General features: G+C 71.3%; 11 protein-coding genes. 3 read left to right on the forward strand and 8 right to left on the reverse strand.

All coding sequences use genetic code 11. The features are described from left to right. Positions 1 to 58: 58 nt before the first annotated feature. The 6 genes from NIE79_RS34175 to NIE79_RS02835 all read right to left on the reverse strand — a co-directional run bounded on the left by NIE79_RS34175 (position 59) and on the right by NIE79_RS02835 (position 5,766). Positions 59 to 193 (reverse strand): hypothetical protein, encoded by a 135-nt coding sequence (locus NIE79_RS34175; RefSeq protein WP_372471400.1) that lies wholly within the window; start codon positions 191 to 193, stop codon positions 59 to 61. Between the two features lie 24 nt (positions 194 to 217). Further along, a complete protein-coding gene (locus NIE79_RS02815) occupies positions 218 to 706 on the reverse strand; it encodes an ATP-binding cassette domain-containing protein (RefSeq protein ID WP_372471401.1) in 489 nt (162 codons plus the stop codon). 94 nt (positions 707 to 800) lie between these two features. After that, positions 801 to 1,985 carry a low temperature requirement protein A gene (locus tag NIE79_RS02820; RefSeq protein ID WP_238677038.1) on the reverse strand — a complete coding sequence of 395 codons (1,185 nt, stop codon included), beginning with the start codon at positions 1,983 to 1,985 and terminating at the stop codon, positions 801 to 803. Between the two features lie 59 nt (positions 1,986 to 2,044). After that, positions 2,045 to 2,611: a TetR/AcrR family transcriptional regulator gene (locus NIE79_RS02825; RefSeq protein WP_238677039.1), complete on the reverse strand. Its 567-nt coding sequence runs from the start codon at positions 2,609 to 2,611 to the stop codon at positions 2,045 to 2,047. 51 nt (positions 2,612 to 2,662) lie between these two features. Beyond that, positions 2,663 to 3,328 (reverse strand): hypothetical protein, encoded by a 666-nt coding sequence (locus NIE79_RS02830; RefSeq protein ID WP_238677040.1) that lies wholly within the window; start codon positions 3,326 to 3,328, stop codon positions 2,663 to 2,665. A 29-nt stretch (positions 3,329 to 3,357) separates the two neighbouring features. Continuing rightward, positions 3,358 to 5,766: a PEP/pyruvate-binding domain-containing protein gene (locus NIE79_RS02835; protein WP_238677041.1), complete on the reverse strand. Its 2,409-nt coding sequence runs from the start codon at positions 5,764 to 5,766 to the stop codon at positions 3,358 to 3,360. Between the two features lie 133 nt (positions 5,767 to 5,899). Between NIE79_RS02835 and NIE79_RS02840 the strand changes: the two genes are divergently transcribed. From NIE79_RS02840 to NIE79_RS02850, 3 genes are all read left to right on the forward strand, one after another. Then, complete coding sequence (locus NIE79_RS02840) at positions 5,900 to 6,547, forward strand: M23 family metallopeptidase (protein WP_372471402.1); 648 nt, start codon at positions 5,900 to 5,902, stop codon at positions 6,545 to 6,547. A 73-nt stretch (positions 6,548 to 6,620) separates the two neighbouring features. Beyond that, positions 6,621 to 6,851 (forward strand): DUF2188 domain-containing protein, encoded by a 231-nt coding sequence (locus NIE79_RS02845; RefSeq protein WP_091401205.1) that lies wholly within the window; start codon positions 6,621 to 6,623, stop codon positions 6,849 to 6,851. Positions 6,852 to 7,012: 161 nt separating this feature from the next. Continuing rightward, positions 7,013 to 10,021: a fibronectin type III domain-containing protein gene (locus NIE79_RS02850; protein WP_238677042.1), complete on the forward strand. Its 3,009-nt coding sequence runs from the start codon at positions 7,013 to 7,015 to the stop codon at positions 10,019 to 10,021. A gap of 78 nt (positions 10,022 to 10,099) precedes the next feature. Here the strand turns inward: NIE79_RS02850 and NIE79_RS02855 are convergent, their stop codons facing one another. Both NIE79_RS02855 and NIE79_RS02860 read right to left on the reverse strand, forming a co-directional pair. After that, the gene (locus tag NIE79_RS02855; protein WP_238677043.1) at positions 10,100 to 11,083 is read right to left on the reverse strand and encodes a COG1361 family protein; all 984 of its coding nucleotides are present in this window, start codon (positions 11,081 to 11,083) and stop codon (positions 10,100 to 10,102) included. A gap of 16 nt (positions 11,084 to 11,099) precedes the next feature. Continuing rightward, positions 11,100 to 11,645: a hypothetical protein gene (locus NIE79_RS02860; protein WP_238677044.1), complete on the reverse strand. Its 546-nt coding sequence runs from the start codon at positions 11,643 to 11,645 to the stop codon at positions 11,100 to 11,102. Between the last annotated feature and the right edge of the window lie 13 nt (positions 11,646 to 11,658).

The raw sequence follows: 11,658 nt of genomic DNA on the forward strand, positions 1-11,658 counted from the left end.
CGTCCGCCGGTCCGCCGCCCTGTGCGACCGGACCGAGACCTGCCGGTTACCGGCGTCCTCAGTCGCGGACGATCTCCGCCCGCCCCTCGACGAGGTGCAGCTCTGCTTCGCAGGCGGCGGCCACCTCCGGGTCGTGGGTGGCGAACACGACGGCAGCACCCCGCCGCGCCTCGTCGTGCAACAGATCCAGCACCCGCTGCCGATTGCCGGCGTCCAGCTAGCTCGTCACCTCGTCGGCCAGCAGTACACCCCCACGCAGGGCCAGGCCACGGGCGACGGCCGTGCGCTGCTGTTGGCCACCGGACAACTCCTCGACGAGCTGGTCGGCCTGGCCGGCGAGACCCAGCAGATCCAGCATCGCGGCGGTCTGCCGGAGGGCCTCCGGTGGTGTGACGCCACCGGCTACGAGCGCCACCTGAAGGTTCTCGGCCGCGGTGAGGATGGGAGCGAGGCCGTTGTCCTGCGGGATGAGGACGATCCGGTGCTCGACCGCGTGATCACGGTCGCGCAGCGGCCGACCGTCGACAGTCACTGAGCCGTCCCGTGGCCGCAACAGCCCCGCCATCGCGTTGAGCAGGGTGGTCTTGCCGGCGCCCGACGACCCGGTCAACGCCAGGACCCGACCCGGTCGGACCGTCACCGAAATGTCAGTGAGGACGGCCGGCGCGTCGCCGTAACCGACCGAGACCCCGTCCATGTTCAACATGTGCGACCGCCCCTCACCGGCACCGATGACGGGCAGACTGTCATGGCGAGCGGGAGTCGCACAATCCCGCCGATCTGTCGGTGGTAGGCCGTGGTCAGTCGGCTCGGGTCAGCCGCTGGTGAAGCGCCAGGGCGGTGAGGATGGCCGCCAGCAGGCCGAGGGCGGCCAGCGCGGGCAGGATCCGGGCCACCGGCAGCAGCAGGAGGACGACGCCGATCGCGACGAGCTGACCCGGCGAGCCGCCGACGGTCAGCCGGAGGAACAGCAGACGACCGATGAGGTAGAGCGCGGCACCGCCGTAGAGCACTGTCGTCGCCGGCCATCCCATCGGCTCCCCGGCGGGGTGCCGAGGCTGGTCGGTCAGGCTCGCGAGGATCAGGTGGATGCCCAGGGCGAAGTAGACCACCCCGGCGACCAGCGGCAGGTGCGCCAGCGTGTACGCGTCCGACGCCAGCTGCTGACGGCGTCGGGTGCGCGGCGAGGCCGAGGTCAGCACCTTCGCGGCGGCAGGGGCGACGCCCACGAAGTAGAGCCACCACAGGCACACGGTCGCGGCGAAGCCGAACACCGCCGCCACCAGCACCGGCCAGACGATCGTGGCCCGGCCCACGCCGGCCCCGGCCGACAGCAGGGACTCACCGAGCACGATGATCAGCACCAGGCCGTGGCGTTCGGCGAAGTGTGCCCCGCTGCGGACCTCCCCGAAGCTGGCGGCGGTGGCGATCCGGCCGCCGCCGTAGTCGACGAGGAACGCCACTGTCCACAGCACGGTCTGCGCGGTACCGCCGAGGAAGGCTCCAGCCAGGAGCGGAACCCAGGCGAGTGTGGTGGACACGGCGAAGCGCGCTGTCTGGCGGCGGTACTGCGGGTTGCCGGACGAGGCGTAGGTCATCAGGGTGAGGTGCACCCCGCGGACCGCGAGGTAGGCGATGGCCAGGGTGAGCGGCGGGCTCAACGCGCCGTCGTGGCGCTGCCACGCCTCGGGGATCACCAGGGCGGCCACGAAGATGGCGGCCATCGCCACGAGCATTCCGGCCAGTACGGGGCCGTTGTCCGCGCGGACCTGATTGCCCAGCCAGGCATAGCAGCTCCACGCGTACCAGAACCAGAGCAGGAGCAGCAGCCCCTGGTAGAGGGTGAGCGGCCCCAGCGACTCCGCCATGAAACCGATGAGCCGCGTCAGCGCGAAGACCAGGACCAGGTCGAAGAAGATCTCGAAGGTGGTGGCCCGGTGTGCCTCCTCGACCAGCACCGGCCGGGACCGGCGGATGCGGCTCATCCGCTCATCCTGGTCTGTGCCACCCCTCGTGCGGGGGCCAACGGCCAGCTACGACGGGATCAGCCGAAGAGCAGGTCGAGGTGGGCGTCCAGTGCGCCCAGCGCCTGTTCGGCGGTGTACTGCCCGCCGAGCAGGTAGACACCGAGCCCTTCCATCAGCGCCAGCAGGCCAGCCGCGGCGGCGGCGTCGTGGCGGTCGGGCAGGACGCTGGCGATGAAGGTGGTGAACTGCGCGGTGTCCTCGTGCAGGCTGGGCGCGGCCGACGGTCGCACCGCCGTGTAGGCGAGGAACGCGAGTGCCACCCGCCCGTTGTCGCGGGTGCCTTCGTCGAGCGGCAGCAGCGCGGCGAGCATCGTGCGTAGCAGCAGCCGAGGCGACGGGGTCTCACCCAGCCGTGCCACCGCCTCGGTGACACGGAACTGGCTGCGCTCACGCACCACGCTCAACGCGAACGCCATCATCTCGTCCTTGGTTCGGAAGTAGTGCTGGACCATCCCGGCGGACACGCCGGCCTCGGCAGCCACGTGTCGGAGGCTGACGGCCTCCAGGCCCTGATCCGCGGCGACCCGCATCAGCGCGTCCGCGATGAGGGTGCGTCGCTCCTGGTGATCGACCTTCTTGGGCATGACCTCGATCGTTTCACAGTGGGTGGCCCGGAGACTCCGCCAGCGCGGCGGTCACCGGCTGACGATGTGGCTCACCGGAGTGCCCCGCGCGCTGCGCAGCAGGCCGTCCGGGTCGTCGGCGTACAGTCGCAGCTCGTTCATCGGCGTGGACCCGGTCTTGGGCAGGTCGAAGGTCAGCGGCCGACGCAGCAGGACGTCGATGCTGGTCTGGCTGCCGACCGAGATGGACACCACCTGGCGGTCGCCCTCCTGCTCGACCTGCACCGATCTGCTCGACGGCAGCGAGCGGTAGCGCTTGCGCAGGGCCTCGACGTCCGTCCACGGGATCCAGATGTCGATGCCCCAGCTGAGCCGCACCCGCAGGCCCCGGTCGCCCACGACGTGAGGGTGGAGGGTCATGCTGGCGAACAGGCCGATCATCCAGAGCAGACCCCAGATGCCGAGGCCCAGCACGATCCAGCGGGCGGGACGCCACGGCACCACGTGGGTGACCACCACGTCGAAGATCGGGATCTCCACTACCGACAGGCCGATGAAGATGCCCAGGATCGGCTTGACCACGCCGAGGTAGCCGAACGGCTCGTCGCCGGGCCCCAGCGGTAGTGGGCGTCGCCGCGCCCACGCGTACAGGCTGCGCCACGTCGCGGCCTCGGCCTCGACGGCCCGACGCAGCAGCGAGCCCACCCGCGCCCTGGTTGGCGTCTTCGTGTCGGTCATGGTCGTCCTTCTCGCTCGGGGGCCGACGGTCAGTGCAGCGTGACGGTTCCGGCACCGCCGTCCACTGTGACGAGCTGCCCCGTGGTGATGGTCCGGGTGGCGTCGGGCACGCAGATGACGGCGGGAATGCCGTACTCACGGGCCACCGTCGGGCCGTGCGCCATGATCGCTCCGGTCTCGGTGACCAGCGCCGCCGCGGTGAGGAACAGCGGGGTCCAGCCGGGGTCCGTGGTCGCGGCCACCAGGACGTCGCCGGGCTCGACGTGGGCGGTGCCCGGGTCGTGCACGACCCGGGCGGGGCCGGTCACCCGGCCTGCCGACGCACCCACTCCGGCGAGTGTCCCGTCGCCGGACGAGGTCGCCGGCAGGACGGTCTCGACGTCGGTGCCGTCGGAGAGCAGTGCCACCGGCACCGTCCGACGCCGCAGCTCCCGGCGGTGCACCGCCCGTCGGGCGGTGACGGTGCCACGCAGATCAACACCCTGGTGTACGGCGGTGTGCACCTCGTCGAGGGTCAGGAACATGATGTCGTCGGGCTGGTCCAGCAGGCCGGAGCCGTGCAGGTCGGCGCCGATGAGCAGCAGTTGGCGGCGGGTTTCGCGCAGCGGGTACAGCCCGGCGAACTTGCCGGCCTCGCGCAGGCCGGCCAATGATCGCGCCCGGCGCAACAGGAAACCGGCGATCCTGCCCCGCACCGGCCGCCGACGGCGAGCCCGCGTGGCCAACTCCCGCAGCGCTGACTCCGCCACCGAGGTGGCCCGCTGGAAGCGCTGGTCGGGGCCCTGTCGCGGATCGGTGACCCGCAGGTAGTTGGCGACCGCGGCGAAGACCGGCGTCGGATCCTCCGCCCAGCGCGGCACCCCGAGGTCGACTTCGGCGACGCCCCGGTGACCGTAGACGTCCAGGAAGGTCGTCATGCCGATGTCGGGCAGCGTGCCGCGCAGGTGGCGTGCGGCCAACTCGGCCGGCGGGGTGTCGAGGAGAAGCTGGCGGTGCTCGCCCGCGCCCTGGGCGAGCCGCCACAGGGCCAGGTCCATCTCGATGGTGACGTTGTGCGGCATGCCACCCAGCACGGTGTGGATCTCGTCCGGGCCGGCGACGCCCTTGAGCAACGTGGTCGGCAGAGCGGCGGCGAGCATCCCGGCGACGATCGGCCACATGATCGCGTCGGCGCTGTCGTCGGCGTCGGCGTCCTGCGCCTGGACGAAGCGCAGCCGGTCGGCGGCGGTACGCAGGTCGGCGGGGGCGGCCGAGCGTACCCTCAGCTGCTCGATCGCCTCGAACATCCGGGCCCGCGCAGCCTCGGGACGGGCGAGCGCCCGCAGGATCCCCACCACCGCGCGACCGGCTGTCCGCAGCGACGCGGCCCCCGGTGCCCCACCGCGGCGGGCACCGACGCTGGTCGGGGCGAACCGGGGATCCGCCAGCACGTGCTGCATCACCGCCTGGGCGCGCGGCCCGAAGTCGACAGCCAGGAGCTTCACCAGTCGCTTGCGGGACGACCGGTCGCGTGCGAGGTCGGTCAGGTCGCCGTAGAGGCGGCCGCCGATGTCGACGATCTCGACCCGTACCCCGAGCGCGGCGAGCATCGCGGCGATCTGCGTCCGCAGGGTCGACATGCCCATCGGGGTGACCGGTTGCAGCATGCCCTGGACGTGCCCGAACTCCAGGTAGACACGGGGGAGGGGCTTCTCGCTGCGGGGTGGGGCGGGGAACAGGCTGGTGACCGGCCGGGACTGGAGGAGCCACAGCACGTCGTCCGCGTCGATCGCCCACTCGACGTCCTGTGGGCAGCCGAAGTGGGCCTGCAACCGCTCGCCGGTGACGCGGAGGCGGGCCAGCTGCGTGGACGTCAGGCATCCGGCCTCGGCGCGCGTGACGTCGTCGAGGATGTAGTGGTCGACTGCCGTTGCGCCGTCCACCACCGTCGTGCCGAGGCCGGGCGCGGCGTCGACGGCCATCTCGTCACGGCGGCCGGTCAGCGGGTTCGCTGTGAACAGCACTCCCGCCACGGTGGGGGTGACCATGCGCTGCACGACGACGGCCATCTCCACCGCTGCATGATCGATGCTACGGGCGTCGCGGTACGCGGTCGCGCGGTCGCCGTGCAGCGAAGCCCAGCATTTCTCGATCGCGGCGATCAGCTCGGCGGTGCCGGTGACGTTGAGGACGGTGTCCTGCTGCCCGGCGAAGCTCGCGTCCGGCAGGTCCTCGGCGGTGGCGCTGGAGCGCACCGCCACCGGGCCCGCACCGAGCCGCTGGTACGCGGCGACGACCTCGGCAGTGGGGACGACGCCGAGCCGGTGTGCCTCGGTGGTGACGCAGAAACCGTCGGGGACCTGCTCGCCGTGCCGGATCAGCTCGCCCAGCCCGGCCGCCTTGCCGCCGACCAGGGCGGTCATGGCGGCGGTCACCTCGGACAACGCGATCACGTGCATGGGAGCCCACTCTCGTTGCAATACGACTGCATTGCATCCCACGCTATCTCGTTCACGATGCGACTGCAATGTCACTGCATCGGGGCGCGACCTCGGAGTCGACATGTTGCCGGGATCTGCCATGCTCGGGCCGGTGACGACCGGCCGCCCGACCAGAGCCCGTTCCCACCGCCGCCCACGAAGCCGTGCCATCCGCGTCGTCCTCGCGCTCGTCGCGACAGCGGCCGTCCTGGGCGTCGCGGTGGTGGCGCTGCCGATGCTGCGACCGGCCGGGCCGCGCCCGCTCTTCCAGATGCCGGTGACCTGCGGCGAGACGTGGCAGCTCAGCACCTACCCCGGTCACGACGACTACGACGTCGACTTCTTCCCCGTCGAGGGCGAGACGTGGGGGCGGCCGGTGCTCGCGTCGTACGCCGGGACTGTCACGGTGGCGGGCATCAACGGCTCGCTGGGCGGCCGCAACCCGGAGAACCCGGAGGGCCCACGGGGGCGCGGCGGCGGCTACTGGGTGAAGATCGACCACGGCGGCAAGTGGGAGACGCAGTACCTGCACATGCTCGAACCGCCGCTGGTCACTGTCGGTCAGAAGGTCGCCCAGGGTGACCAGATCGGGCGGCTCGGCAGCACCGGCAACTCCGGAGCGCCGCACCTGCACTACGAGCAGCGCCGTGGCTGGGACAAGGTCGAGACCCACTTCGACGGCACGCCGTCGGGCATCACCACGGACGAGCGCGAACAGATCCTGCGGCGGGTGAGCAACAACTGCCCGGCCGCCTCCTGAGGACGGCAGTTTGCCCGGCGCGGCTCGGGGGCACTGATTCGGGGGACAGCGCAGACGCAGGGAGGAGCCGGTCATGGCCAAGGGTGACGTCGACACGTACCACGAGGACGGGCAGTGGAAGAACAAGCCGGAGGGCCAGGAGCGCGCCAGCAGCACGCATGACGTGAAGGCCGACGCGCAGGCCCAGGGCCGCGAGATGGCGGCCGACCGCGGCGTCGAACACGTGATCAAGAAGCAGGACGGCACGATCGGGGAGAAGAACACCTACCCCCGCAGCCGTGACCCTCGGGACATCGAGGGCTGACAGCTTCCAGTCTCAGCGGACCGACCTCCCCGGCGTGACCGAGGAGGTCGGTCCAATTTTGCGCGGCCGGGCACCAGCCCGCTTTATGCCGGTAAGAGAAATATGGGTGTTTTTGGGGGATATAGTCCAGCTCGGGACTCGAGTGAAAGCTGGGAGTGGGCATGTCGTTTCGGGGCCGGCGTCGTCCGAGCAGCATCGCAGCGCTGGCGGTAGCCGTGACCGTGGGAGTGCTCGCGGTCGCGCCACTCCCGGCCTCGGCGGCCGGCTCCGTGCTGTTCGACCAGCCCTTCCACAACAACACCGCGAACGGCGTCGGCGCTGTGGCGGTACCCGCGGTGCCCGGCCTCCTCGCCACCAACGCCGCCTGCCTGAGCGCGGCAGGCAACTCCACCATCGGCCCGCTGCTCAGCTGCACCAGCTCCACCGACCCGCAGGGCTCCGGCAAGCTGCGCCTCACCCCCGCCGCCATCACCCGCCAGGGCGGGGTGTTCGGCGCGGTGAGCGTGCCCACCTCGCAGGGACTGCACGTCAGCTTCAACACCTACCAGTACGGCGGCATCAACCCCGGTGCGGACGGCCTCGCCTTCGTCCTGGCCGCCGTCGACCCGGCGAACCCGAGACCCCCGTCCACCCTCGGCCAGCCGGGCGGCTCGTTGGGCTACTCGGCGGCGTTCAACGGGGTGTCGGCGGGCCTCTCCAACGGCTACCTCGGCATCGGGCTGGACGTCTTCGGCAACTTCAGCAACAGCACCTACCAGGGGACCGGCTGCACGAACCCGCCGTACATCTCGACCACCAACGGCCGGGTTCCCGGCCAGGTCGTGATCCGGGGGCCGGGCCGCAACGCGGTCGGCTACTGCGCGATCAACAGCACCGCCACCACCACATCCTCGGCGGCACTCGCGTTGCGGGCCGCCACCCGACCCGCCTCGGTGGTGCCGGTCGAGGTGGTCGCCAACACCACCCCGTCGCCGTTCACCACCGACACCGGCATCACCGTTCCGGCCGGGGAGTACCGGGTCAGGTTCACCCCGGTCGGCGGCGCGGCGCGGACGCTGGCCGGCAGCCTCCCGGTCGTGTCGCCGAGCCTGTACCCGTCGCCGACCTGGCTGAACGCCAGCGGCTACCCCCGACAACTCGCCTTCGGCTGGGTGGGCTCGACCGGCTCGGTCACCGACTTCCACGAGGTCGACAACGCTCGGGCGGTCAGCTTCAACCCGGTACCGGACCTGAACGTGACGCAGACCAGCGCGGTCGGGGCCGCCCCGCAGCCCGGTGACCCGGTCACCTACTCGATCACCGCCGGGGTCGATGCCGGCGCCGCCGAGACGTCACCGATCTCGGTCACCCAGACCGTGCCCGCTGGCGTCGTCCCCCGCGCCGCGTACGGCCCCGGCTGGGTCTGCGCCGCACCGTCCGGACAGACCATCACCTGCACCAACAGCAACGGCCCGTTCGCCGCCGGCACCTCCCTGCCGCCCATCACTGTCGTCGCGACAGTCACCGGTACCGGCGTGACACCGACGCAGATCCAGACCGCGACGGTGGCGACCTCGTCGTCGATCGACGCGAACCCGGGCCTGGCCACCAGCACCACGCCGGTAGCGCCGGCCACCGCACCCAGCGGCGTCACCGTCACCCCGGCCCAGAGCTCGGTCTCCGGGGGCGTCCCGGTCACCGTCGGCGGCAGCAACCTCACCGGAGCGACAGCGATCACCATCGGTACGGCCGCCGAGCAGCAGGCCGGCACGTCGGTGCTGCTGGTGCCGTGCACCTCCGGCCCGGCCGCCGGCTGCTTCACGGTGAACCCCGACGGCACCCTCGCCATCTCCGCCATGCCCGCCCGGTCCAGCCCGGCGACTGTCACGGTCAGCGTCGTCACCCGGGGCTCCGCCGGATCGGCGAACTTCGTCTACGCGTCCACGCCGGGCGTACCGACCACGCCCACAGCGGTCGCGGGCGTCACCAGCGCCACAGTGAGCTGGGTCGCGCCGGCGAACAACGGCAGCCCGATCACCAGCTACCTGATCACCCCGATCCGGGACGGCGTCACCCAACCGACTCTCACCTTCGACGCCTCCACCACGAGCCGCACCCTGACCGGGCTGACGGCCGGCGCGTCGTACACCTTCCGGGTGGCGGCGGTGAACGCGTTCGGGACCGGCGCGGCCAGCCCACCCTCGGCGGCGGTGGTCCCGTACACACTGCCAGGAGCACCGACGAACGCCTCGGCCACCGCCGGAACCAACGCCGCCACGGTGAGCTGGACGGCCCCGGCCAACGGGGGGTCGCCGATCACCGGTTACACAGTCACGCCGTATCTCGGCGGCGTGGCGCAGGCGCCCCGGGTCTTCAGCGGAACCGCCACGACCCAGATCGTCACAGGGCTGACCGCCGGTGCCACGTACACCTTCCGGGTGGCCGCGACGAACGCCGGTGGGACCGGCCCACAGTCGGCCCCCTCCGCGTCGGTGACGGTCAACGCGTCGCCGACGCTGACCTTCCCGCCGCCCCCACCCGGCAAGGCGTACGACCCGTACCAGTACCAGCTGACGGTGACCGGCGGCACGGGCCCGTTCACCTGGTCGGTCAGCGCCGGGAGCCTGCCCGCCGGGCTGACCCTCGACCCGGTCACCGGACTGCTCTCCGGCACACCCACAGTGTCCGGCACGTTCCCGTTCACCGTCCGGGTGACCGACTCGTTCGACCAGTCCGCGACCCGACCTGTCGAGCTGGTCATCAGCCCGCTCGGTGGGCTCTCCATCAGCGTCCCGGCGATCTCTGCGCTCGGCACTGTCACCTCCGGCACGACCGGCGTCTCGGGCCAACTCGGTCCGGTGACAGTCACCGACGACCGCGGGCCGTTCTCCGGTAACTGGGTCAGCGTCGTCTCCAGCACCAGCTTCACCACGGGCTCCGGCTCGGGTGGCGAGACCATTCCCAACAGCAACATCACGTACGCCTCCGGGCCCCTCCTTGCCAGCACCGGTGTCGGATCCTTCGTCCCGCAGCCCGGGGCGGTGCTGAACACGCCGCGTACGGCCGCCGGGTGGTCCGGCCAAACTGGAGGCCCGAACTCCGCCACCTGGAACCCCTCGCTGTTGGTGACGCTCCCGTCCGGGGTGGTGGTCGGCGACTACGCGGCGGTCGTGACGCACTCGGTCATCTAGCCCGGCCAGCCCGTCCCGTCAGACGTCGCTGCCCGGCCGTTCCCTTCGGAACGGCCGGGCAGTCTCTGTCGGGGAACCTCAGGCCAGCTGGGTCCGGTGCCGGCGGACGAGGTACCAGCCACCAAGAGTGACCAGCACCAGCAGGGCGATGCCGCCGACCGTGTAGACGAGCCAACTCGGCCCGCTGGACGTCGCGACAGTCATCGGCGCTGCGACAGGGAGGACGATCTTCCCGGTCGCGGTGCGCTCCACGGTGCCGCTGGCGAGCTTCGCGTGCACGTCCCAGGTCCCGGCGGGCAGGGCCTGGTTGACGTCGATCCGCACCTGACCGCTCTGACCGGGCAGGATCGTCACCCCGTTGGTCACCTTGAACGGGCCGGCCTGGACTGCCGCCTTGGTCAGCGACAGGGTGCCGGTCATGTCCAGTGCGCGTTCGCCGGTGTTGGTGACCTTCGCGGTGACCACCGGGAACTCACCGACGCCGGGCTCCGCGGCCAACCCCTCGATCCGGAAGTCCGTTGGCGGCTCACCGCCCGGACCGACGTCGAGGTAGACCCGGATGCCCACCCGGTGGATCTGGGTGACGTTGCCGGTGCGTTCCTTCGCGCTGGTGACCTGCGCCCAGATCGCCGCGTACCGCTCGCCCTTCGATGCCTTCTTCGGCACGGCGAGCTCGACCTCGACCGGTTGTCGCTCACCCGGGTCCAGTTCCATGGTGGCGGTCTTCAGCCGGATCCACCCGCTGAGTTCGTTGCCCGTACGCCCCTCGGGCACTGTGAAGGCGTTGTTCTCGACCGACGCGGCGCCGGAATAGAACTCGATCTTCTGCGTCTCGGCGGAGGTGTTCTGCACCTCGACCCGGCGGTTGATCGTCGTCCCCGGCTTCAGGTGATCCACTATGTAGACCTGGGCCCGGGGATCCTGCACCCGACTGGCCGGGATGTCCAGCATCCGGATGCTGATCGCGGCTTCTTCGGCCGGGTCCTGTCGCTGCTCCCGCACGGCAACGGCTGGTGCCGCCGAAACCCCGAGCGCCACGAGGGCGACCGAGGCCAGCAGCACCAGCCGGCCCAGCGGCTCAGAACACCGAATGTGTCACCGTCCCCGTGTAGACACCCTGGACGGTGCCGACGGGCACGTTCACCACCAGCGTGGGGTTCCAGGTGGCGAAGTTGTTGCCGGTGCCGCCGGTGTGGCTCATCGCCGTGCGCGGAACGTTGATGATCACCTGCTGGGCGGCGGTCGGCTGACCCGGCGTGAAGGTGCCACCACCGGCGGTCGCCGTGGCGGGGCCGGACCAGTACAGGACGTTGATGTTGGGGATCGTCTCCCCGGAGGAGCCGCCGCCGGTAGTGAAGTCGGTGGAGATGACGTTTGCGGTCCAGTTGGGGGTGAGCGCCCCGCGCTGATCCAGCACGGTGACCGGGCCGAGCTGGCCGGAGACGGTAGTGCCCTCCACGCCGTTTCCGATGTTCGCCGTCGCCGGCACGGTGATCGACAGGCCGCCGGCTGCGTCGACGGTGAGGGTCACGATCGTGTCGCCCGTCGTGTCCGCGGCGGCCGGTCCGGCGAGCGCGACGACGGCGGCAACGCCGGCCAAGCCCGCGAGAATCTTTCTACGCATCGAGTCTCCTTTG

This window comes from Micromonospora trifolii (assembly GCF_022229005.1).
Taxonomy (GTDB): domain Bacteria; phylum Actinomycetota; class Actinomycetes; order Mycobacteriales; family Micromonosporaceae; genus Micromonospora; species Micromonospora trifolii.